20 protein-coding genes are annotated in these 24,473 nt (G+C 40.5%); 9 read left to right on the top strand and 11 right to left on the bottom strand.

All coding sequences use genetic code 11. The features are described from left to right. Positions 1–66: 66 nt before the first annotated feature. On the bottom strand, positions 67–315 hold the full coding sequence (locus AAEY98_RS00730) for a DUF3297 family protein (protein ID WP_011638562.1): 249 nt from the start codon (positions 313–315) through the stop codon (positions 67–69). A 332-nt stretch (positions 316–647) separates the two neighbouring features. Here AAEY98_RS00730 and AAEY98_RS00725 point away from each other — a divergent pair, with 332 nt between their 5' ends. Genes AAEY98_RS00725 through AAEY98_RS00715 form a run of 3 tightly spaced genes read left to right on the top strand, consistent with a single transcriptional unit; the run spans position 648 to position 3,506 of the window. Further along, the gene (locus tag AAEY98_RS00725; protein ID WP_351014516.1) at positions 648–1,769 is read left to right on the top strand and encodes a DUF2157 domain-containing protein; all 1,122 of its coding nucleotides are present in this window, start codon (positions 648–650) and stop codon (positions 1,767–1,769) included. Next, the gene (locus AAEY98_RS00720) at positions 1,762–2,970 is read left to right on the top strand and encodes a DUF4401 domain-containing protein (protein WP_351014514.1); all 1,209 of its coding nucleotides are present in this window, start codon (positions 1,762–1,764) and stop codon (positions 2,968–2,970) included. Before AAEY98_RS00725 ends, AAEY98_RS00720 begins: the two co-directional genes overlap by 8 nt. Further along, on the top strand, positions 2,970–3,506 hold the full coding sequence (locus AAEY98_RS00715; RefSeq protein WP_351014512.1) for a GDYXXLXY domain-containing protein: 537 nt from the start codon (positions 2,970–2,972) through the stop codon (positions 3,504–3,506). The genes AAEY98_RS00720 and AAEY98_RS00715 overlap by 1 nt, the downstream gene beginning before the upstream one ends. Before the next feature lie 109 nt (positions 3,507–3,615). Here AAEY98_RS00715 and AAEY98_RS00710 read toward each other — a convergent pair whose 3' ends face one another. Then, positions 3,616–4,917 (bottom strand): sensor histidine kinase, encoded by a 1,302-nt coding sequence (locus AAEY98_RS00710; RefSeq protein ID WP_351014510.1) that lies wholly within the window; start codon positions 4,915–4,917, stop codon positions 3,616–3,618. Positions 4,918–5,288: 371 nt separating this feature from the next. On the opposite strand from AAEY98_RS00710, the gene katG reads away from it, so the two are divergent. Further along, positions 5,289–7,562, top strand: coding sequence for a catalase/peroxidase HPI (gene katG / locus AAEY98_RS00705; protein ID WP_351014508.1), 2,274 nt, complete (start codon positions 5,289–5,291; stop codon positions 7,560–7,562). Positions 7,563–7,981: 419 nt separating this feature from the next. Here katG and AAEY98_RS00700 read toward each other — a convergent pair whose 3' ends face one another. Then, on the bottom strand, positions 7,982–8,731 hold the full coding sequence (locus tag AAEY98_RS00700; RefSeq protein ID WP_162022363.1) for a putative porin: 750 nt from the start codon (positions 8,729–8,731) through the stop codon (positions 7,982–7,984). Between the two features lie 580 nt (positions 8,732–9,311). Between AAEY98_RS00700 and AAEY98_RS00695 the strand changes: the two genes are divergently transcribed. Continuing rightward, positions 9,312–10,505, top strand: coding sequence for a serine hydrolase domain-containing protein (locus AAEY98_RS00695; RefSeq protein WP_351014506.1), 1,194 nt, complete (start codon positions 9,312–9,314; stop codon positions 10,503–10,505). A gap of 199 nt (positions 10,506–10,704) precedes the next feature. On the opposite strand, the gene AAEY98_RS00690 is transcribed toward AAEY98_RS00695, so the two are convergent. The 3 genes from AAEY98_RS00690 to AAEY98_RS00680 form a co-directional block, all read right to left on the bottom strand. Then, on the bottom strand, positions 10,705–11,130 hold the full coding sequence (locus AAEY98_RS00690) for a CBS domain-containing protein (RefSeq protein ID WP_351014504.1): 426 nt from the start codon (positions 11,128–11,130) through the stop codon (positions 10,705–10,707). Positions 11,131–11,392: 262 nt separating this feature from the next. Continuing rightward, entirely contained in the window at positions 11,393–13,594 is a 2,202-nt protein-coding gene (locus tag AAEY98_RS00685) for a malate synthase G (RefSeq protein ID WP_351014502.1), read from the bottom strand. Positions 13,595–13,920: 326 nt separating this feature from the next. After that, positions 13,921–14,871 carry a LysR family transcriptional regulator gene (locus tag AAEY98_RS00680; protein ID WP_101086026.1) on the bottom strand — a complete coding sequence of 317 codons (951 nt, stop codon included), beginning with the start codon at positions 14,869–14,871 and terminating at the stop codon, positions 13,921–13,923. A gap of 109 nt (positions 14,872–14,980) precedes the next feature. On the opposite strand from AAEY98_RS00680, the gene AAEY98_RS00675 reads away from it, so the two are divergent. After that, entirely contained in the window at positions 14,981–16,561 is a 1,581-nt protein-coding gene (locus tag AAEY98_RS00675) for an isocitrate lyase (protein WP_162022360.1), read from the top strand. Between the two features lie 229 nt (positions 16,562–16,790). Here AAEY98_RS00675 and AAEY98_RS00670 read toward each other — a convergent pair whose 3' ends face one another. The 4 genes from AAEY98_RS00670 to AAEY98_RS00655 are packed head-to-tail and all read right to left on the bottom strand — an operon-like array spanning position 16,791 to position 19,405. Beyond that, a complete protein-coding gene (locus AAEY98_RS00670; RefSeq protein WP_351014500.1) occupies positions 16,791–17,084 on the bottom strand; it encodes a hypothetical protein in 294 nt (97 codons plus the stop codon). Between the two features lie 11 nt (positions 17,085–17,095). Further along, complete coding sequence (locus AAEY98_RS00665; protein WP_351014498.1) at positions 17,096–17,875, bottom strand: hypothetical protein; 780 nt, start codon at positions 17,873–17,875, stop codon at positions 17,096–17,098. Further along, positions 17,876–18,718: a hypothetical protein gene (locus AAEY98_RS00660; RefSeq protein WP_351014496.1), complete on the bottom strand. Its 843-nt coding sequence runs from the start codon at positions 18,716–18,718 to the stop codon at positions 17,876–17,878. 36 nt (positions 18,719–18,754) lie between these two features. Then, positions 18,755–19,405: a hypothetical protein gene (locus AAEY98_RS00655; protein ID WP_351014494.1), complete on the bottom strand. Its 651-nt coding sequence runs from the start codon at positions 19,403–19,405 to the stop codon at positions 18,755–18,757. Between the two features lie 310 nt (positions 19,406–19,715). On the opposite strand from AAEY98_RS00655, the gene AAEY98_RS00650 reads away from it, so the two are divergent. From AAEY98_RS00650 to AAEY98_RS00640, 3 genes are all read left to right on the top strand, one after another. Beyond that, on the top strand, positions 19,716–20,615 hold the full coding sequence (locus tag AAEY98_RS00650; RefSeq protein ID WP_351014492.1) for a nuclease-related domain-containing protein: 900 nt from the start codon (positions 19,716–19,718) through the stop codon (positions 20,613–20,615). Between the two features lie 141 nt (positions 20,616–20,756). Further along, positions 20,757–22,916, top strand: coding sequence for an AAA family ATPase (locus tag AAEY98_RS00645; protein WP_351014490.1), 2,160 nt, complete (start codon positions 20,757–20,759; stop codon positions 22,914–22,916). 33 nt (positions 22,917–22,949) lie between these two features. Continuing rightward, the gene (locus AAEY98_RS00640) at positions 22,950–23,828 is read left to right on the top strand and encodes an HNH endonuclease (protein WP_351014488.1); all 879 of its coding nucleotides are present in this window, start codon (positions 22,950–22,952) and stop codon (positions 23,826–23,828) included. Positions 23,829–23,937: 109 nt separating this feature from the next. On the opposite strand, the gene AAEY98_RS00635 is transcribed toward AAEY98_RS00640, so the two are convergent. Next, a complete protein-coding gene (locus AAEY98_RS00635; protein ID WP_335690769.1) occupies positions 23,938–24,351 on the bottom strand; it encodes a hypothetical protein in 414 nt (137 codons plus the stop codon). Positions 24,352–24,473: the final 122 nt, after the last annotated feature.

Here is a 24,473-nt window from a genome sequence, read left to right as displayed (position 1 = left end):
TACAACAAAGGCCAGCCCATGAGGCTAGCCTTTGTTTCTTGACGCTAAGAATCAGTTTACTCAGTTCTACTTATAGAACGCTTCAACCTTACCTTTTACCGTCATCGTAAGCGGTTGGCCACGACGATCTAATGCTTTGTGCGAGGCGACTTTTACCCAACCTTCACTGATGCAATATTCTTCAACATCAGCACGCTCTTTGCCATTAAACAAAATGCCAATCTCGTGTTCGAAAATTGCAGCCACATGGTGTGGGCTACGTGGATTAACGCTAAGGCGATCTGGTAAAGCGGGTTTAGCAGTAGTGTCGTTCATTGTCGTATGCTGTAGTTAATAAAACGTGCGCTATTGTAGGCAATACCGGCCTGATGCTCAATAGCGGCTGTCATAAATGTGAGTCGCACCGAAAAGATACTGTCAGCCAGGGAAGAAGTACTAATAATAAACGCTAAACATCAGTGTTAAGCTGAGTGTTAAGCTAAGTGTTAAGCTAAGTGTCTGTATTTAAAATCCCGTATGATATTTTCAATGCATTTTAATTGCATATGATTTTTAATTGCATATCGGTAGCGTTAGTTTACATTTAGCGTAGTGAGCGAAAGAGTATTGACTGCCACGGGTTCAATCAAAGGGATAATGGGCAAGGGATGATGACGCAAAAACGATCAACTATATGGCATTGGTTTTTAGACGGCAAGATTGCCCCCGCTAACCTTAAAGCCGCAATGTTAGAGGTCTATCCCCATCCAAACGCAAAAAATTGGCAATTATTAATCGCCAATATCTTACTGTATCTCGGAGTGTTGTTATTTGGCGCTGGAGTGATTTTTTTCATGGCCTTCAACTGGGATGCGCTATCACACCTCAATAAATTTGCCATAGTCGAAACCATATTTGCGTTGTTTATTGGCGGATTCTATCTCACTAACCGCGCGCAAAAAAAGCAATATTTACAGCAAAAATCCCAACATGATCAATATCATTTGCAAGCTCAACATATCCAACAGACTTATGGCTGGAGTTTACCTAACGCAATGTTACTCGGAGCCAGTATTATGCTCGGAGCATTGCTGGCGTTAGTTGGGCAAACCTATCAAACTGGCGCCGACCCATGGCAACTATTCGCCATTTGGGCAGTATTAATTTTACCTTTTGCTTACATCGCAGGTTTTGATCTATTGTGGTTACTGGTAGTGGTATTACTCAACGTCAGCCTAGGGTTATATCTTCAATCCTTTGCTTCTGTATTTAGTTTTCTACTCGAAGACATTCAACAAATTGCTATTTTTGGCTTAGTTAACTTAGCCATTCACCTACTATTTACCCTTGCGAAAAGCTGTCAGTGGCGCGGACAATTACGCTTTAACTGCCCCATGGTAGAAGCAACCAGTTTACTGGCTAGTCTAAGTGCATTTACCTGGCTAATAGTGTGGATCATTTTTGACTTCAGCTATGACTTCGACTCGAGCGAACATATTACCTATTATGCGCTGCTTTACCTCGCCATCCTGACTAGCTTATTTGGTTGGTACCGTTATCGTTCGCCCGCTTTGTATCCGCTCACACTGGTGTTAACCAGCATAAATACCTCGATTGTTTCGCTACTTTCAAAGGAGCTATTTGATAGCCACGACACCATTGGAGGCTTTTTTCTGATAGCGATGGTGGTCATAGGCTTAACCAGTGGCAGTTTATATTGGTTAAAAAAATTACAAACAGAGTTTGCTCAAACGGCAATGCTTAACAGTGAGGAAGCCGCTCATGAGTAACATTAAATCATACAACGCATTATGGCTGTCACTGCAAAATAAAGGCTGGGTAAATACTGATACCGCACCAGAATCCTTGTTAGCCAGCCCTTGGTATATCATTGCTGCACAAATGCTTGGTGGTTGGGTTGCTGCGCTATTTTTATTAGCGTTTGTGATGCTGGGGCTGTCATCTGCAAGTGATATAACCGAATCGTTTATCGGCTTTGGTGGCGTACTGAGTCTAGGATGCTTAGCGTATTACCGACTGGGTGAGAATCGCCAAGAATTTATTCTACAAATGGTATTTGCGTTTAGTTTATGTGGACAAACAATGCTGCTTTTTGGCACCTTCGAAAGCCTAGAATCTAGCAACGAAACACTCATCGCAGTCATTTATGTGGTCACGTTTGCCATACACTGGATAGCCATCCCCCACAAAGCCAACCAATTTGTCGCGGCATTAGCCATGGTTCCCAGCTTATTAGCCATCTTAGTGATTAACCATTTATCGCTACTCATATTGCCATTATTGGTGCTGAGTTTAGTGGTTATATGGACTCAGCTTTACCGATGGCCACAACATTATCAACGTATCAGAATGCTAGGTTACGCCGTTGCTATCAGTTTACTACTCGCCAATTTAATGTTGTCAGAAATTAGCGACACCATGGAACTGCCAAACGTACTCATGGCATTAAGCTCTAGCCTCAGTGACTACTTAGCTATCATAATCAGCCTATTATCTGCGCTATGGCTGATTAATCAAATTTTTAACCAGCTCCATTCTAATGCCAATAGCGATGCTAATACTGATAGCAATACCGATAGCAATACCGATAGCAATGCCAATAGCAATCAATTTGTTACAGTGCGTCCTCGCAACAAGTTGATGGTGATTCTTGCAGCAATATTAATCGGCCTACTTTCTATCGTCATGAGCGGATTAAGCGCCGCACTACTAATGCTACTGCTAGGCTATTTTTATAACGAGCGTAAATTAGTCATCATTTCGGTATGCGCCCTGCTCGCCTTTATCGGCATGTATTATTACTCACTCCACATCGACTTGTTTGATAAATCACTGTGGTTAATGGCCAGCGGCATAGTGCTACTACTGCTCAGATTTGCCATGAGCATAAATACCAACAAGACAGCTGAAGCAGAAGCAGAAATGACCATGAATACCGCGACAACGGCACACAATAAGGAGCAACCATAATGCAATTAAATACTATGGCGGCGCTCAACTCACGCCAACTCAGTAAGCTGTCGCTTTGGGCTATTATCGCGGCAGTATTGATACTTGCTGGTATTAACTACAAGATTTATCAACAAGAACACTTGTTGGCTAATGGCGAAATCATCCTGTTTGAACTGGCTCCCGTCGACCCTCGCTCGTTAATGCAAGGTGATTACATGGCGTTAAATTACGATATCGCGAGAACAGTTAGCCGGTCAGTCGATGAACTATCAAACACACCAGATAACCATGATGGCTTTTTTATTGTCACACTCGACCAAAATCGTATTGCCCAATTTGACAGTATCTACAACGGTGCCACGCTAACACCAGCACAGCGACTGATCCAGTACCGCGTTCGTGACGGCAGAGTCAAACTGGCCAGCAACGCTTTTTTCTTTCAAGAAGGCCGAGCTGAAGAGTTTGAACACGCAAGATATGGCGAGTTTAGAGTTAACCAGGCAGGACAATTGTTACTCAGTAACATGATAGACAAAGATTTTAAGCGAATTTAAATAAACAAATGTCATTCATAACTTGTGCACAATCGCTAAAGTAAACTGTTCGATTGTGGGCGGTATAATGCTTATAAATGACTAATCAACCAAAGGGTTCGTTAGTTCATTATTCATAGTATTCACAATAACGTGTTAACTGAATCACGACTTCGTTAAAGCATTGTTCTAAGTCACTCACGTGCTCAGCGGTAACGCTGCCCTTTGCAGCCAGTGTTTCAACTTGCTGACAAATATCGGCTAACGTTAATGCCGAAACAGATTTTGATGACGATTTTAAGCCATGGGCTTGAAACGATAAATCGGCGTAGTTTGCGCTAGCCGCATAAGCACTGATTAACTTAACTTGCTCACCTGCCGTTTGTAAAAAGGCATTAAACACCATGCAATGCACCGTGGGATCATCACCTAACATTGCATTTAACAATGCTATATCTAATTGATCGAATGAATCAGTCTCAACCTCTGACACTTTATTACCGTCAATATGAGCATTAACCATGGTTGTTGAGTGCTCCATTAAAAGCGATTTAAGCTTAGCCAACTCAACCGGTTTAGTTAAAAAATCATTCATACCGGCATCGTAACAAGCATCGATATTGTCTTTAATAATGTTCGCTGTAATCGCAACAATGGCTAAATCTTTAAAGCGGTTATCTGCTCGAATCCTTTTCGCCAGGCCTAAACCATCTAAAATTGGCATTTGAATATCGGTTAACAGTATATCAAAACGTTTATCTTGCAGAGTTTGCCAGGCTTGCTCGCCATTACTCACAAACGTTGAATGTACCCCAAGCAAGGTTAATTGTTGCTTTAACACTAGCTGATTAGTCACCTGATCTTCAGCAACCAGTACTTCTAATATAGGAAAAGTCTCTGCTGAAACGAGTTGTTCGTTGATGTCTGCTATATCAGATTGAGTTGTAAAGTCTGTTTTAGCCAGTATGTCAATTTCAGTGGGTACGTCGGCTTGCTTAAAAGCATTAAAAATTAAACTAAAACACGAACCCTTGTTTAGTTCACTTTGTACTCTTATCTCGCCTTGCATTCGCTCAACTAACTCTCGGGTAATAACCAATCCAATACCCGTGCCATTAATGTTGCTCGTTTCGGCACCTAAGCGATCAAATGGCTTAAACAACCGAGAAACGTCATCAGCAGCAAAGCCATAACCGGTATCTGCTACGCTAATTGTGCATTGGTTATTGCTTGATACGCTGCAGCTAATAAAAATATCGCCATGGGGTTTATTATATTTAATGGCATTAGAGAGTAAATTTAGCATTACCTGTTTAAAGCGGCGCTCAGCGACATGACAATCAAAATCACCTTTTGCCAGCCGTGCAAATGCAAATTCCAATGAGCGTAATGGTTTAGTAATTCTATAATCGACCAACCAAGCTAGCGCCATAAAAATATTATTTGAATTCAGGTCTATTGCATAATAAATGCTTTGGCTTGCTACTACTTGCCAATAAATATAATGCGATATAAGTCAGCAAATAATCAGTGTGTCCCCCCCACTTATTTATGATCTTCCCTCTTATTTTTATTCTTCATTAGCATCAGCTTTTCAGATTAGAACAATCGTTTTTATTCGCACCTACCATTTAGATACTTTCCTATACTCTGTTTTCGCTTAGTCATTTAAGCCCTGATTTTAATCCTCGAGTACATCAAGTAGATAGTTAATAGCTTGAGTGGTTAATTAGGTTTTGTATTTTAGCGTAACCATACATCTTCACATGAAGCGGAGATGCGTTAACTTTAAGGAAGCTAACAATGAAACATCCATTATTTAATCAGAAAGTACTCGCGGGTTTTGTCAGCATGCTGCTTATATCCGGCTCAGCTTTCGCCAACAATCACGAAAAGTCAGAAATGACCAAGCCCAAAGGAGCGGTTGGAACTGGGATAGCATTAGAAAACCAGGCTAAAACAAATCAATTTTGGTGGCCTGATCAACTCAATCTATCTGCGCTACGAGATCACGATAAGCGCTCTAATCCTTATGGCGAAAACTTTGATTACGCCAAGGCATTTAACAGCCTTGACCTTGATAAAGTAAAACTAGACATTAATGCGTTACTGACCACATCTCAAGATTGGTGGCCGTCAGACTATGGCAACTATGGTCCCTTTTTTATCCGCATGACATGGCACAGCGCAGGTACTTATCGCACCCTTGATGGCCGCGGCGGCGCAGGTGGTGGCCAGCAACGTTTTGAACCACTCAACAGTTGGCCCGATAATGCGAGTTTAGACAAAGCACGACGTTTACTCTGGCCAATCAAAATGAAGTATGGAGAAGCCATTTCTTGGTCTGATTTGATAGTGTTAGCGGGTAATGTGTCACTTGAAAATATGGGCTTTAAAACCTACGGTTTTGCCGGTGGACGTAATGATGATTGGGAACCAGACATGGTGTACTGGGGACCAGAAGTTGAAATGCTTGCTAGCGACCGTGAAGATAGCAGCGGCAAGTTACAGCGCCCGCTTGGTGCCACTCACATGGGCTTAATATACGTAAACCCAGAGGGCCCAAAAGGCGTACCAGACCCATTGGGCTCAGCCAAAAATATTCGTGTGGCCTTTGAACGTATGGCGATGAACGATGAAGAAACCCTAGCCCTAATTGCGGGTGGACACACATTTGGTAAAATGCACGGTGCACACAAGCCTAAAGATTGTTTAGGTGCTGAACCTGCTGCAGCGGGTATCGAAGAGCAAGGCCTTGGCTGGAAAAACAAATGCGGTAAGGGCCACTCAGAAGACACTATCACCAGTGGTTTAGAAGGTGCTTGGACTCAAGCCCCAACACAATGGACCTCTTTGTATCTAAGCAATTTACTTACCTTTGAGTGGAAACAAACTCGTAGCCCTGCTGGCGCTATTCAATGGATCCCAACAGACGAGTCTTTGCATAAAGCCGTTCCTGATGCGCATGTTAAAGGCAAGTTTCACGCTCCTGTCATGACAACAGCAGACTTAGCATTAAAGTATGATCCTGAGTATCGAAAAATTGCTGAACGCTTTTTAGCCGATCCAGAAGAATACCGCTTAGCTTTCGCTAAAGCTTGGTACAAACTGACGCACAGAGATATGGGCCCATCACGTAATTTCTTAGGCAAAGAAGTCCCTAAAGAAAGTCTAATTTGGCAAGATCCTATAGATGATAAAACACAATCAAATATAGATGCCGATGGCGTGCAAGCACTTAAAGCACAAATTCTAAAGTCTGACTTAACCGTGTCAGAGTTAGTGCGTGTAGCTTGGGCATCTGCGGCAAGTTACCGTCATTCAGACATGCGCGGTGGTGCAAACGGTGCTCGTATTGCACTAGCACCTCAAAAAGACTGGTCAGTAAATAATCCGGCTGAAACCGCTAAAGTGATTAAAACACTAAAAGCGATTCAAGCGGACTACAACGACAGCTTGTTTAGTAAAAGGAAAGTATCACTGGCCGACTTAATCGTTCTAGGGGGCACGGCTGCAATAGAAAAGGCCGCTAAAGATGCAGGTTTTACTGTATCAGTGCCATTTAATGCTGGTCGTGGTGATGCCACACAAGCAATGACCGATATCAATGCCTTTAGTTTACTTGAGCTAACTTCTGATGGTTTTAGAAATTACTTTGACGCAGAGCAAAGCTACAAGTCGCCTGTGGACATGTTAGTTGATAAAGCAGACCAACTTGACCTATCAGTGCCAGAAATGACCGTTTTAGTGGGTGGATTACGCGCACTTGATGCTAACTACAAAGGGCTAAAACATGGGGTACTCACAAGCACACCGGGCACCTTAAGCAATGACTTTTTCGTCAATTTACTTGATATGTCTACGGTTTGGAAAAAATCGTCAACCGATGGTATTTATGAAGGATTTGATCGTCAGTCAGGTCACAAAAAATGGACTGCCACCTCAGTCGATTTAGTCTTTGGTTCAAACTCGGAGCTTCGTGCAGTGTCTGAAGTGTATGCGTTTGATACATCGAAGCAAAAGTTTGTGAATGACTTTGCTGCAGCCTGGACTAAGGTAATGAACTTAGACCGTTAAGATTAAGCCTCGTGACCAAGCGCAGCAACACCTAACAGCTGAAGCGCAACAGACACAACAGGACTTGAATCTTTAACATTCAAAAGCGAATCAATCGATTCGCTTTTTTTTATCTATAACACTCAAATAACCTTCGCTAAGCACACGACTATCAGATAATAACGTCTTATTCCAAGTGCGTAAGTAGAAGCTTTAGCCAACACGTTGGCTACTAAAAACGGTTAATGTCGAGCAGTGCATGCAGTGATTTATACGGTGACGTTTCAGACGATATTTATAACTGAATTATTTTGCCACTATTACAGACACAATATGGATACACAGACAAAAAAGGAGCCTGGTTAAGGCTCCTTTTTTTGGGGTAAATGATCGATATCAATAAGCTTTTATTGATAAGCTATTATTAATAGCCTTTTAGCTTAGAAACGGCCAACAACACCAATTGCAGCACCGAAACCGTCTACGTCTGAATCAAGATCTTTAGACAATTCAAATGTTGCAGAAAAAGCGTCAGAGATGCGTAACCAGTAAGCTGTTTTAGCAATGAAAAAATCATCAGAACCGATGTCTGCGTAACCTAAACCCACAGACCATGCTTTAGTCACATACCAGTCAGCGTTTACATTAAAGAGATCGTCTGCATCAGTATGAGTCCACATAGCGCCTAAATCGATACCAGTAGTGCTTTTAAGATCGATAAAGCTGCGAGCTTCAAGACCATAGCTTGAGTCAATATCACTACCATCAACATAGAATGCCGCTACTTTTGAGCTGTCGTTGAAGTAATAACCTACATCAAGTTGGTAAATATCAGTATCAAAAACACCAGCGTCAAAACGCTCTACTTTAGCGCCAACAAACCACTTTGAATCAAAAACATAAGTGCCATCAACAGAGAAAACATCAATGTCAGCATCATCAATCATTGAATAGCTAGCGCCAACATTGGTAGCTTGTGCTAAAAAGCCATTTAATGCATATGGGCCTTTTTCTTGTGACACAGAATCGAAATAGAAACGGTAGTTTAGATCCCATTGACCATCACCGAACTCTTCAGTATTAGCAGAGTATTGCAAACCCGCTTCGTGTTGAAATGGTGCATCTTGTGCAGCTACAGCTGGTAGTGCAGCAAAACCTAATACTAGTGCTAATGCAGTAACGTTTTTCATCAATCATTCCTTTATTTGATTATTTTACGCTAGGAGATTCAAGCAGATATAAAGAATGGATAAATCATAAAAAGGGGGTTTATCCATTAACTCAAATGTAGCCTAACCTTACCGTCGGGCTAACGCGCTTTCCTAGCGGCGCATACTCTAAAGTAATGAAATGCTAAAATAAACCAAAAATGTAAAATTAATGATATTTTTCAATGCAATACATTAGATGTAATGTGTAGCGAATCACTATCACCTACTTTAGCAATAGATAAACCTGTAACCACCAGGTTAAATAAATGTTAATTAAAACAACTGATATAACAGATTAGCCAATGGCAGCAAGGTGAATAACAGTAAACATAAACACTACCGCGGTGTTGGCATTCACAAAAGTGACCACATATAAGCGGTAAATCTAACGGCGATGTTTGAATAAAACCAGCTTTATCGCATGGGGATATTGTGAGTATCTCAACACAAGGTGCATAACGTTCAACCGGCAATAATAAACAGGTTAACAATTTGATTTATATTGATGATGACTATAGGTTATTGTCATTACATCAATTTTATCTACCTGGAAACGTCAATGTCGACTTTGTTTAAGTTTATCAAAGCTGCCTTACTAAGCATCTTCATTATTGTCATCGTTCTTGTCGCGTTTAATTGGCAAAGCGTTAATCGCTTATACAGCGTAGTCACCTTATTTGATGAATCCCTCGTGGTAAATAATTTCTCCAATATGAAGGATGTCTTTTTTAACAAAAAAATCGTTAAACAAGGCGAGCCTTATGTGTTCGACGTCGCCTTAACGCCTTTGCCTGAATCGTTTACCTATCGAAACAGCTCAACTAATACCGAAGCGTTTCTTAAACGCAGGGCAACAACCGCCTTACTGGTGCTTAAAAATGACAAAGTAACCCACGAGCAATATTTTCTAGGCACCAAAAGTGATGACAAGCGTATCTCGTGGTCAATGGCCAAATCATTTGTGTCGATATTGTTCGGCATGCAGGTGGATGCTGGCAACATAGATATTGAAAAAACCGTCGGCTTTTATCTGCCAGAACTTGCCAAGTCTGGTTATGGCAACGTCAAAGTAAAACACGTATTGCAAATGTCGTCCGGGGTTAAGTGGAACGAAGACTATCTAGATTTTTATTCTGACATTAACAAAATGGGCCGAGTACTGGCCATTGGCGGCTCGTTAGATCAAATGACCAGCGAACTGGTTAATGAGTCAACCCCAGGCAAAGCATTTCATTATGTCAGCATGGACACCCACGTTATTGGCATGATTCTAAGACGAGTAACTAATAAATCATTAGTCGAACTTTTACAGCAAAATCTGTGGAACACCATCGGCATGGAAAGCGATGCCTATTGGCTGACTGATTCTCAAGGTAGCGCATTTGCATTAGGCGGCTTAAATGTTACTACCCGCGACTACGCCCGCTTTGGCCGCTTATTACTCAATAATGGCGCATTTAATGGCAAACAAATAGTGTCAGCTGCTTGGATAAAAGCCGCCACTACACCGCAAGCAGATTACCTAAAACCGCAAGTCGGAAAATTAGGTTATGGCTATCAAATTTGGTTACCGCCAGAAGCACAGCAAGGTGAATTTTTCTGTGTCGGTGTATATGGACAATATATTTATGTAAACCAAAAACACAATGTGGTGATCGTTAAAAACAGTGCCGATTTAGGCTTTCTTGATGAACTGAATTCAAAACAAGAAACCATCGAATTTTTCCGTGAGATTGTGGCGTCATTACAATAAACATTGTCATTGATTCAACGACTGATGATTTGTGTCGTTAACGCTAACCCTGCATTTTTCAGCCAATAAAAAAGCGACCTTCAGGTCGCTTTTTTGTTTTACATTGATTTAAATTTTCTAGGCCGTCAGAGGGAAATATTCTGGCTGTACTTATTAATGCCCCACTTAATCCAAATACCATAAAGACTCAACACCATGGTTACTTTTGCGCTAGTAGTAGGCGCTGGCAAAGTTTGACAAAATCTGACGATGTCACAATTCCTAGAACCTTATTGTGTTCATCAACCACAGGTAAACAACCCAGCTTATTGTCGATAAAATATTGCACTACAACCGTCAGCGGCTCGTCCAAACCGAGCTTCTGCACTTGGGTATCCATAACCTCGGCAATCGGCGTAAAGCGCTCCTTTCTATCTAACGCCCCTTGGCCATATTTATTGAGCATGGTTAATACAACAGCGATCATCTTTTTATGGGTTAGCATCCCAATAAACTGCCATGTTGATTCACTGATCACCGGTAAATGACGCACATTACGGCTTTGCATTAATTGATGCGCATCTTTAAGGCTAGCCTCATGGCTAATACACACCGGATTAGAGGTCATAATATCGCGCACATTCATGGTCTATCTCCTTAACTGACATAAGCTAAATAACCTGGTCTCGGGATTAGAAATGGAAACAAAATGCTTAATATCAAAGTATTATTGTTCAACTATTTCAAACTTGTCATTTGTTTTGCTAACAAGGCGAATGAACGCCTCAATAGCTAGCCTATTGCAAGTTCATTCAACGCAGTTAGCAGGGCAAAGGACTGCTTGAAAGGCGTTTATTATCCCGAGTTGAGGTTATTTAGTCACTCAGAACAAGTATTAACGGTAAAGATTAACCTGCTTTAGCTTGAATTCGATAAGCATGTAGCAAAGGCTCTGTGTAACCAGATGGCTGAGATTTGCCTTTAAAAATCAGATCGCATGCCGCTTTAAAGGCAATGCCGTCAAAGTGAGGCGCCATATTAGTGTATAGCGGATCCCCTGCATTTTGAGTATCGACCACAGCAGCCATTTTTTTCAACGCCGCCATCAATTGCGCTTCACTGCATAGGTCATGTTCAAGCCAATTAGCTAAATATTGCGATGAAATTCGCAAGGTTGCTCGGTCTTCCATCAAGCCGACATTATTAATATCTGGCACTTTTGAACAACCCACACCTTGATCAATCCAGCGCACAACATAGCCCAAAATACCCTGGGCATTATTTTCTAGTTCAAAAGCAATTTGCTCATTGGTGAGTGTTACCCCTTCAGCAAGTAAAGGAATGGTTAACAAACTGTCAATGCTAGCACGTGGGCGTTGCTTAATGTGTTGCTGAACGTCTGCCACATTAATTTGGTGATAATGAGTAGAATGCAGCACAGCACCATTTGGCGACGGCACCCACGCTGTATTTGCGCCCGCTTTAGGATGAGCCACTTTTTGTTCAAGCATTGCTGCCATTTCATCTGGCATTGGCCACATGCCTTTACCGATTTGAGCGCGACCTTGTAAGCCACATTCAAGCCCAATATCGACATTCCAATCTTCGTAAGCACTAATCCACTTTTGCTGCTTCATCACCGATTTAGGCACAAACGCGCCCGCTAGCATTGAGGTATGCAACTCATCACCCGTACGGTCAAGAAAGCCGGTATTAATAAACACGACGCGATCTTTCGCAGCCCTAATGCACTCTTTTAAATTCAGTGTCGTTCTACGCTCTTCATCCATAATGCCTACCTTAATCGTATTACGCGGAAGCTTGAGCGCATCTTCTATCTTAGTAAACAGGTCACAGGTAAATTGCACTTCTTCAGGACCATGCATTTTAGGTTTTACAATATTCACCGAACCTTTGCGGCTATTACTACGACCATTATTGTTACCTTTAAGGTCGTGCATCGCAGCAAGCACAGTTATCATGCCATCAAGTATCCCTTCAGGTACTTCGTTGCCATTTTTATCCAGCACAGCATCAATGGTCATCAAATGACCCACATTACGCACAAATAGCAAACTTCTACCAGGTAAAGTCACTGTTGTTACATCTGCATTCTGGTTGGCACTCTGGTTGGCATTAGCTGCGGTATAGACGCGATCGTCATTGAGCTCTCTAACGATCTCTTTACCATTTTTAGTCAGCGAAGCAGATAAATTACCTTGCATCAAACCTAACCAATTACGATAAATTTCAACCTTATCTTCAGCATCCACTGCGGCGACAGAATCCTCACAGTCCATAATGGTGGTCACAGCGGCTTCAACCAGTAAGTCTTTAACGCCAGCGCGATCGCTGCCACCAATAACACTGCTTGGATCTATTTGAATTTCGATATGCAGACCATTATTAACTAACAAAATAGCACTTGGTGCATCGGCACTACCTTGGTAACCCACACATTTATCGGTTTGGGCTAAGGTTGTGGTTGAGCCGTCAGTTAATTGCACCCGTAACACACCCGCGTCGAGGTAATAACGGGTCACATCGGCATGGCTGCCATGTGCTAAGGGCGAAGCGGTATCTAAGTGTTGTTTGGCAAAAGCGATAACTTTGTTGCCGCGTACCGGATTGTATTGTTTAGTGAGCTCCGCGCCACCTTCTTCAGATATCGCGTCAGTGCCATATAGCGCATCATACAAGCTGCCCCAACGAGCATTGGCAGCGTTAAGCGCAAAGCGCGCATTTTTAACCGGCACGACAAGTTGTGGTCCCGCTTGCGCGGCAATTTCATGGTCGACATTTTCAGTGCTAATTTGAAAAGCCTCACCCTCAGGCACCAGGTAACCTATTTCAAATAGAAAAGCTTTATATTGTGCAGGGTCAAAATCTTTGGTGGGATGGTCAATATGCCATTGATCAATTTGCTGTTGTAGTTGTTGTCTTTTTTCTAACAGCTTCACATTAACGGGAGAAAATTCGCTAATAATGTCCTCAAACTTTGCCCAAAAGGTTGCTGAATCAATGCCAGTACCTGGGCAAATGTCACTGTCGACCAGTTGCCACAATGCTTGCGCTATCTGTAATCCACCTACTTGAATACGTGCTGTCATTTTATATCCCTACCTTAATTTCTGTGCGTTGACCGTAAACTCAGTCCTAAATCATATGCCTTAAATCATTGGCCCTAAATCATTAGTCCCAAATCATTAGTCCCGAATCTCCAGTCATAAGCATTAGCCATAAATAACTCGCGCAAACTCATTCCACTGTTAACAGCTTACTGTTCATACGCAGTAATACTTTACTCTATATCAAAGCTATCTTATTTATCCAATTTATACTTACTATCACCACTATTCACCAAAGATATGGCAAAATGGTGTTTTTTGGTTAATTTGCAACATATACGTAACTAAAAATCACAATAACAGTAAGGTTAAACATCGCCTCTATTTATCTCTTCTGCGGTTTTAGTGATAAGTTGACGCATCCATTGATGCGCGGGATTATGCTGAAGCAAAGGGCTCCAGGCCATAGTCAAGGCGATGGGTTGAATAATAAAAGGCGGCGGAACAATGCTCACCCGTTCATTATTGATGTGATGACGTGCCATCTTACTTGGTATGGTTGCGATCAAATCTTGTTGCTCAGCCAACAAACAGGCGGTTTGATAATGGCGTGTAAAAACGGTGATCTGGCGTTTCACACCAATTCGCGTTAATGCTTCATCTACCCAGCCCAAACGCTGAACATCATCTGGGTTCATCCCTACCCCAACACCCATCCCTGTTTTACTCACCCACACATGCTTAGCTTTTAAATAACTGTCTAAAGAAAACTTCTTTAAAACAGGATTACCCTTACTAATCAGGCAGCTAAAATCATCACTCCACAATATTTTTTGATGAAATGATTGCGGAATACTGTCAAAACGGTTGATCACCATATCGACTCTTCCTTGTTCTACATCAGGGAAACTGACATCACTTGGGGTCATGATATCTAAAATAATGTTGGGTGCTTGAGTACGAAGCTTAGCAATGAGCGGTGGAATTAACGTCGCTTCAGCATAATCACTTGCCATAACACGGAAGACTTTATCACTTTCCAGTGGATCAAAATTGGCACGCGGTTGTACGGCTTTTTCCAGGCCAATAATCAGCTCACTGATAATGGGTTGTAATTCATTTGCACGTTCGGTCGGTGTCATGCCCTGACTCGTGCGAATAAGTAAGGGATCATCAAACAAGTTTCGTAAGCGTTTTAGGCCGTTACTCATTGCAGGCTGGCTGATCCCAAGCTGGTCTGCCGCTTTAGTAACATTTCTTTCACGTAGTAAAACATCTAAATAAACAAGGAGGTTCAAGTCGATACGAGATACATTCATATGGTGAATACCGAAGATAGTAAGCATAAATTAGGTTTATTTAACCAAATCTAGCTATTATTTTCAACGTAATCAATTGCCGCTAATCTATTTGTTAAGGAATAAACACATGACTCACTACAAAAATAATATCGATGAAGCTGCCACCTTGATTAATTCGGAAGGTAGTGCATGGAATGCCATCAACCCAGAGTCAGTCGCTCGTATGCGTCTACAAAATCGCTTTAAAACTGGGTTAGACATCGCAAAGTACACTGCCAAGATCATGCGTGAAGACATGGACAACTACGACAAGGACTCATCGCAGTACACTCAGTCTTTAGGTTGCTGGCATGGTTTTATCGCCCAACAAAAAATGATTTCGATTAAAAAACACCTTTTAACCACCAAGCGTCGTTACTTATATCTTTCAGGTTGGATGGTAGCTGCACTGCGTAGTGAGTTTGGTCCATTACCTGACCAATCTATGCATGAAAAAACCTCTGTTGCTGCGTTGATTAAAGAGTTATACACCTTCCTACGTCAAGCTGATGCTCGTGAACTAGGTGGTCTTTTCCGCGAATTAGATAGTGCCAAAGAGTCAGATAAAGCCGCGATTCAACACAAAATTGAAAACTTCGAAACCCACGTTGTACCTATTATTGCCGACATTGATGCCGGTTTTGGTAACGAAGAAGCCACTTACTTGATGGCAAAACAAATGATTGAAGCCGGTGCTTGTTGTATTCAATTAGAAAACCAAGTGTCAGATGTAAAACAGTGTGGCCACCAGGACGGTAAAGTCACCGTGCCACATGTTGAATTTTTAGCAAAAATTAATGCGGTTCGTTATGCATTTTTAGAACTCGGTATCGATGACGGCGTGATTGTTGCGCGTACCGATTCATTAGGTGCAGGCTTAACTCAAAAAATTGCTGTCACTAAAGAAGCTGGCGATCTAGGCGATTTATACAATAGCTTCCTTGAAGTTGAAGCCGTTGATGCTGCAAAACTTGAAAATGGTGATGTGGTATTCAAGCAAGGTGGCAAACTGGTGAAACCGGCTCGTCTACCAAATGGCTTATTTAAGTTCCGTGCCGGTACGGGTGAAGAACGTTGTGTACTTGATTGTATTACCTCATTGCAAAATGGCGCTGATTTATTGTGGATTGAAACTGAAAAGCCTCATGTATCTCAAATCGGTGGCATGGTTAACGAAATCCGTAAAGTTGTTCCTAATGCCAAGCTTGTGTATAACAACTCACCATCGTTTAACTGGACGCTTAACTTCCGTCAGCAAATATTTGATGCGATGCAAAAAGCAGGACAAGACGTGTCAGCTTACGACCGCCCTCAATTAATGAGTGTTGATTACGATGGCACTGAGCTTGCTATCCAAGCTGATGAAAAGATTCGTACTTTCCAATCTGACTCGGCCCGTGAAGCAGGTATTTTCCATCACCTTATTACACTACCGACTTACCATACAGCAGCACTGTCTACCGACAACTTGGCTAAAGAATACTTTGGTGACCAAGGCATGTTGGGTTATGTTGCCAATGTTCAACGTAAGGAAATCCGTCAAGGTATCGCCTGTGTTAAACATCAAAACATGGCTGGTTCAGATATGGGTGATGCACATAAAGAGTACTTCTCTGGTGACCAAGCGCTTAAAGCGTCTGGTAAAGACAACACAATGAACCAGTTCTAAGACCGCTTTTATAACTGCTTGTGTAGAAAGTGACTTACCCAAATAGTGACTAGCTTAAGCGATGTTTTTGAAGTGAACATAACTAACAGCGAAAACTAAACCCAAAAGGCCTGCTTAACATAAGCAGGCCTTTTTATGTGTCACACTCAGGTAAAATGGTAGCTGTGTAGTAATGCTGATATTCATCGTAAAATCGTTTATTTCAAATGGACACTGTCTATTGAATAACTTATTCTGCTATTTCATAGTTGATAATAGAACGATGATTAATTTTATAAAGCCCCTGTTTTTTTTCTAATGACGATAGCCTTACTGCAAATCCTTTTTGGATAACGAGCTCAACCATAGCTAAAGGATCTTCAATTTCAATTCCATTTTCTTTTTTATTTCCTCCGGTGCCTCCTTCTGAAAGTCTAAAAGACAGCTTACCTGTATCTCTATTTTTTATTTTTACAGGGTAAAGTACTAAACCATCTTTATGAAAGAATCGTAATTTATAATAAAATCTATTGTCTTTAATCACACAAAAATACTCTATTTATTAAAAATCGAATTAACAACATCACGGGCCATGAGACCATATTTCTGGCGAGGATCATCATTAACACCCAACCAGTTAGGAATTAGTGATCCTTGGCTAGCAAAATGTTCAACATGTACAATCGTGATTAATCCATCTGTATAAGCAACCTCATTTATCCAGCGCCAATTGCCACCTCTGACTTGTTCAAATAGCTTAAATGATTGGTGTACATAGTTTAGTTTTGTACCCAAGCCAAACATAACAACTAACTTAGTTCTAAAGGGTAAATTTGATAAATACTTGGATGCACAGTTTTGTGAAACCATCTGACCGAAATCAGTCTTCACAAACTTATCTAACATCCCGCCCCCCGATCCTTTCCATTCATTTTTTGCTGAGTCAAATCTTTCAACAGTACACCGAATTAACGAACCAAAGTGAAACCTTTCATCTTCATTATTAATTAAAGAATCACATGCATATCGACTGTTAACTAAAGTTTTATTCTGAGGGGTAACATTAAGAAAATTAAGTATTTTATCAATATTGGCACGTCCCCCTTTAAATGCAATATCATTATGCGGCACAGAAGATAAGGCCCCTGATTGAGTGGGTCCTTTTGAAAATCCCAACACAATAATTTCTGGATTTGAACTCCCCCAGGCTAACGGGTTATTAGTAATACGCCAATTTGGAGTGCTTTCCTGTGTTTGATCAAAAACAATGTCATTCTTATTGCAAGAAAAACATGTTGCACAGGTAATTTGACCATGGCTAGGCAATAGACTCATTTATATAAACCTTCTAATTTCAACTAATTCGCTAAATGTTTTTTTATCCCAACGAATATCACGCTTATTCCTAATATCCTCCAACCAATATGAGCCTTCCTTCCTGAGTTCTAGAAGACTGTTTCCTTTTCCGAAAGGAACTCTGTATACAATATCACCAACATCATTAACTAAAATAAACTCATACTGTCCATACTTTAGAGAGCTTGCGGCATTAAAGAAAAACGTTCGTTGATTATCAGTCATGAACTCTGAAATTAAAATCGTTATAAACACGATACCTTCACTACCCTCTAGTTTTTTTGCAACTAGAACGAATTCATCAAAAACAAAATAATTTGACTCGCATAATTTCGATAGAGGTATATTTTCAGTGACTAACCACTCAATAATTGGATAGATATACCATCCAATATTAGACATTGAACGCTCACCAAACCGTTGAATACAACGAGTCAAAAAGTGCTCATGAAAATAAAAATGGCTTTGTAATTTACTGCCAGCACTCGGTTCACCTTTTAGAAATTTTCTTGAATCAAAAGTACCGAATACAAACCCACATACATTACCAACATTTTTAGCCGGCCCTAATTCAGGCTCTATAGCAAAATACTCTGACCGCCAATGCTTAGAGCTTGAACGCTTAAATTTTCGACAAGATAATAAAAAGTCACCATACCATTCGAGGGTTTCTTCAAAAATTTTATCAGCCACTTTTAAACTTTTGTTATACCCGTTTTCTATTTTATTTTGCTTTCTCAACAGAATATCATCACAAGTTACTTGAGCTATTCTCAGCTTACCTTTTAACAACGCTTTTGCTTCAGACTCACCAATCATCATTTCACCTAATGAGCATTTAAAACTAATTGTTTATCTTTAAATTAAGATTGATTCATCAAAACCTTTTCGCTTCGCTAACCAAGCGACTGCATGTTCTCTAGTCACAAGTACTTGACCACCTGTTTTAATAAATGATAAAGGCTCTTCTTTATCATATTGAGCGTTTCTGACTGTGCGAATGTTCTTCATTCCGGCTAATAAGGCTAACTCGACAAGTGTGAAATTATCTTCTGAAAATTGTGGAAACCATCCCGAACTAAGAGTGACTAACTCATTAGGATCAAGTTTATTTATTAGCTTAAGCTTTGCCAAACACTTCAAAATCACTTTAATAATATGGTGATTAAAATAGTCGCCATGATATTCGCAATACCCATTAACTGCTGATAACCATTTAGCCAAATCTCCGAGTAAGTCATCGTAAATATTTGGAACCTCACCACCATTCTCTGCATATTCCCACATAGGATAAATACAATCCCATAAGGCACTGCCTTCAACCATTTGGTTTTGTTTTAGTGTATTTTCCCAATCAATGTAATTGCACATAGAAGCTTCTTTACCAACAGAGCTACTAAATAGGTGATCTAGTGCCGCGATTAGTGAATACGCTGCTCCCTTAAGCTCTATTTCTGTCGTTGGAGCCAAATTCGCGTTCAATCTTAATTCGATACTATAGTTATTCATTACAACCTCATTAAAATGTACTTATAAAGTGCATATTACATCACTTTTTTGGCAAGTCAATTTAAATGTACTTCTAAAATACACTTTTATCTATGCTGACCTAAACAACGATCTATAGCAGTTTTGATAGCTATACAGACTTTCCATCGTTTATTGATATATGAATGACAGAAACTGAGGATGGTTTATTCAATTTGAAATGAGTAATTGTGTTTACAGGTAGACGAAACTGGGAGTATATTATTTCTGCAGATTCATGGATTTAGAATTGCGACCGATTGCTTAGGTCACATCACGCTCAAGGACGACAATGACAAGCTTGTTTACCAATGTATTCGCCACCATCATCTTGCTTTCGGGCATGTTTTTGATGGTGTTGATTATGCACCTAATGCTTAAATACCGTGACCACACGGTAAAACTACCTGTCGATCGTGAACAACTTCAACGTATCCCCGCTTTTGGCTTACAACAACAAATTCAAGACTTACAGTTTGATCTAATCGCTGGCCTAACAATGGCCGTTATTGTAGTGACGTTTCCGTTTGCCTACGAAAGTATCGTTCAGCATATTAGCGACAGCTCATTCCCAACTGCTTTCGCCCCGATAGTCATCATAGGCCTAGGATATTACGGACACAAAACGTGGAAAAACTTTTCCAAACTCACCAAATTACGCCTAGGCCACACCGCAGAAATCGCCACTGCCAATGAGCTAATCGGCTTACAAGCTTTGGGCTATCAAGTGTTTCACGACATACAAGCCGACGGCTTTAACATCGACCATTTAGCCATAGGCAAAAATGGCGTATTCGCCATCGAAACCAAAGGCCGCCACAAGCGCAAACGCGACAGTAAATCGACTAGCGCAACCCAAGGTAAAGACTACCAACTATTTTATAAAGATGGCAGCTTACACTTCCCGTCTTGGACAGAAACCAAGCCAATCGAACAATCAACCCGACAAGCAACTTGGGTCAGCCAATGGTTAACTAAAGCTACTGGTCAGTCAGTGTTTGCCAGCCCAGTATTAGTATTCCCCGGCTGGTACGTCACCAGCCAAACTCGACCACCCTTCCCCATTTTAAATCATAAGCAGTTGGTCAAAACCATACCAGCTGTCCGCACTCAAACACTCACCCAACAACAAGTCGACACCATTGTGTATCAAGTCGCACAGAGATGTTTGAGTAAGAGTGAGGTAGGGTAATGATGGAGCGCAAAGCAATTTATTTACCCAACTATTAAAACACAAAATTAACGGTAAAAAGCGTATTGATGTTGTTAGATAATCTTAACTCTAACCACTTATTCCAAGCAGCTTGACGAACTGGTGCACTAAGGAAAATTCATGAAGTTAAAACTAGAACTAGCCAACTGCTATGGTATTAATCGACTATCAAAAGAACTAGACTTTACTAAAACTGCAACAAACTCCGGAGTTAACTCGTTATATGCGGCTAACGGAACTCTGAAAACATCGTTAGCGAAAACCTTTAAAGACATTGAGACAAGCAGTCACACGCAAGATCTGATTTTTCCAGATAGAGACACCATTAGAAATATCAGAATTGATAACAACGATATTACTCCACAACAGATAATGGTGATTGACTCATACAATGAAAGTTACACTTCTAAACAAATATCAACACTTCTAGTTAATAATACACTCAAGCAACAGTATGAAGCTGTTTTAAAAGAAGTCGATGACAAGCGAAATGCGTTGCTCAAAGCCTTATCCAAAATATCAGGCAAACGCGATATCGCAGCTTTAATATGTGATGCTTTTTCTAAACAAGAGAAATCGCTACTAGAACTGCTAACAGCATTGTGGGAGCAAGATCTTCCAGACCAGACTCGGCTCAGTGGATTTAAATTTGCTGATTTGTTTAATCAAAAAGTAATAGACCTCATATCTTCTGGAGACTTCACTCAAGAGTTAGCTGAATATGTAAATACTTACGACCAGCTAATTCAAAGGTCTACCGTTTTATCAAAAACCTTCAATCACCAAAAAGCAGGTGTAATGTCAAGAAGTTTGACCGAAACGGGATTCTTCAGTGCTTCGCATAGCGTTAATATCTCTGTTGACGGTGAAAAGCAAGAAGTCAAATCTAAAGAAGAGCTAAACCAGCTTCTTCAAGACGAGCAGGACAAAGTACTAAAAAACCCAGTATTAAAGGAAAAGTTTAATCTGGTTGATAGAAAACTAAATACCAAAGACACACAAGCATTCCGTGATTTTATAGCTGAACACCAAGAGCTTCTATCTGAATATGGAAATATATCAATTTTCAAACAGAATGTGCTGATGGGTTATCTACAATCACAGAAAACAGCATGGGAAGATCTTGTCATTACTTACAAACAGAACCAAGAACTTGTAAGTAGCGTTGTCCGTAAGGCTCAACAGCAAAAAACCATTTGGAAGACTGTGGTCGAAACCTTCAATAAACGCTTTATGGTACCTTTCAAGTTGAGCGTAGAAAATCAAGATGAAGTAATCCTTAATGGTGCTGCACCTGCAATTAAATTTGTATTTGATGACGGGCGTGGTAAGCAGGAAGAAGTCAGTCGGCAAAGTCTTATTGCAGCGCTAAGTCAAGGCGAAAAGCGTGCACTTTATATCTTGAATGTACTCTTCGAGATTGAAGTAAGACGACAAAGTGCTCAACCCATTTTGATTGTGATCGATGATATTGCCGACTCATTTGACTACAAAAACAAGTACGCAATTGTTGAGTATCTTCGAGATATTGCGAAAATCACTCACTTCAGTTTGCTATTACTTACCCATAACTTCGACTTTCACAGAATTGTTAGCAGCCGGTTAGGTGCAAAACGTGAAAATCGTCACATAGCAATGAAATCAACGGATGAGATCCAAGTCAAGCAAGAGATGTACCAAAAAGATGTTTTTAGTACTTGGAAACAGAACCTTGCAACCAACGAGCAGTACTTACTTGCCAGTATTCCATTCACCAGAAATATTGCCGAATATTGTGGACATAAAGCACACTTTCTCAGACTGACTTCCTTACTTCATCTAAAGGCAGATACTAAAAATATCAAAGTGAGCGAAATTCAGGCTATTTATCGTGATGTATTTAAAGACCAGACCGAACTAATTTTACCAAACGACCAAGCACTTATATTCAACAAGATTATGCAACAAAGTGACGCACTGCTAGCCGCCAATCAAGATTCACCAGAACTCGAGAGCAAAGTCATTCTAGCAATGGCTATAAGGCTTGGAGCAGAGCAATTCATGATTGCCGAAATTGCAGAACCAAAGTTCGTTGAAAGAATAGAATCCAACCAAACACGGGCCTTATTTGATAAATATGTTAAACAATTTCCAACAAAGGTCGACATAATCAGTTTATTAGATCAAGTCAATCTTATGACACCTGAAAACATACATCTCAACTCATTTATGTACGAACCCATTTTAGACATGTCAGCTCACAGCTTGTACCAACTTTATGCAGATATAAAACATTTATAAAATAAAAATACAAAAACAAATAAAGGAATATCAATGTCACGAAAAAAGTTTATGGAGTCCCATGGGGCATCAAATCGCAATGACCGCTATGGATGGGCATTTGTAAATCATAAAGATAAACTCGTTATTTTTGGTGCTTGGGATGTCAATACTGAGCCTAATCGAGCCCTAATATTATCGTTGGATTGGGAACGCAATGAGTCAGGTCGTAAGCAAAATGCATTTGGCGAAGCTATGGAATACATCAAACTTGTTGAGCAAGAAGGATATTCGTTAAAAACATTCCCTATCATATATGACGAAAATTCAGAGACAGGACAAACCAAGATCAAAGATTATGTAGAAGTATTGTCAGACATGTCACTAGAGATGGTTAATGGTGGTTACTATGCTTTGGGTAACCACAATGTAAAATATACGAAAAAAAACCCGCCAAGCATTGCAGATGATCTTAGTGATATATTCGAAGCAGTGGTTGAGAAGACTGAACGAGAAACCTTAATTTTAGCGCGTGTCGGGCAAGGTAAATACAGACAAAATGTAATCAACATTTGGGGTAACGGAGAGTGCTGTGCATTAACCCTGACAAATATCCGAGAGATTCTAATTGCGTCACATATCGTCCCCTGGTCCAAATGCAATACAAATGAAAAAAGGCTCGATGGCGCAAATGGAATTTTACTTTGTGCTCACATTGATAAGCTATTTGACGCGTATCTATTGACCTTCGTAAAACAAGGAAGCAAATTTGTGTCAAAGTTATCACCAAACCTTGATTCAGCATTATTAAAAGGATTGGGAGTTGAAGCCGGATATGAGCTTTGTACCGCTAATTTGAGCCAAGTGAATCTAGAACGATTTGAGAAATATATTAGAGAACACAATAATCATTTTGAACAAAAATGTAATTAATAGAATAAGCGGGATCAGAGTCTGGCCCCACTTAACAAGGTTTAATCAAGGACCCACAAGCATGATATTAAATTAGTGGGGATCCCTCAGACTCTGCCCCCACTTCCCTTTATACGTCAGTGGTAAGTGAGCCTTTCAATTGAGTATCGAATGTGCCACCTAATGCTTTACAGTCAATATCATTTGGTGAATCCCATGTCACAGCCGTGCCACGTACAACAGGTCTGATAAATTGCCATGGCCAAAAACCGAAACGATGACCACCGTTGTAGTCAATAATTGCATCAGCACCTAAGGATTGTGCTTGTTTCACTATTATTGGCAGGACGCTATTAATATTTCCATACCCATTTTTTGCATACTTTAACTGACTAATAACGGTGTATTTTATATCTGATGAAGGCACTCCTGATATCAGGCAGATGGGATTGCTGTGGGATGTAGATTGATTGGCAACGATACTTGTGTTCGAAGCACATGATGTCAGCAGTACCAGACCGGTTAAGAGTATTAGCTTATGCATTAATTGAAATCCTTTCATTTAATTTAATTTAATTTAATTTGAAGCGCGCTAGTCTATCTGTTTTTCGTATGAATGACATCATAGACAGAGGTCAATGAAATAAGTGGGGTAGAGTTTGAGGG

Source organism: Shewanella sp. AC91-MNA-CIBAN-0169, from assembly GCF_040310165.1.
Lineage (GTDB): Bacteria > Pseudomonadota > Gammaproteobacteria > Enterobacterales > Shewanellaceae > Shewanella.
This window is presented reverse-complemented; position numbering and strand designations above follow the sequence as displayed.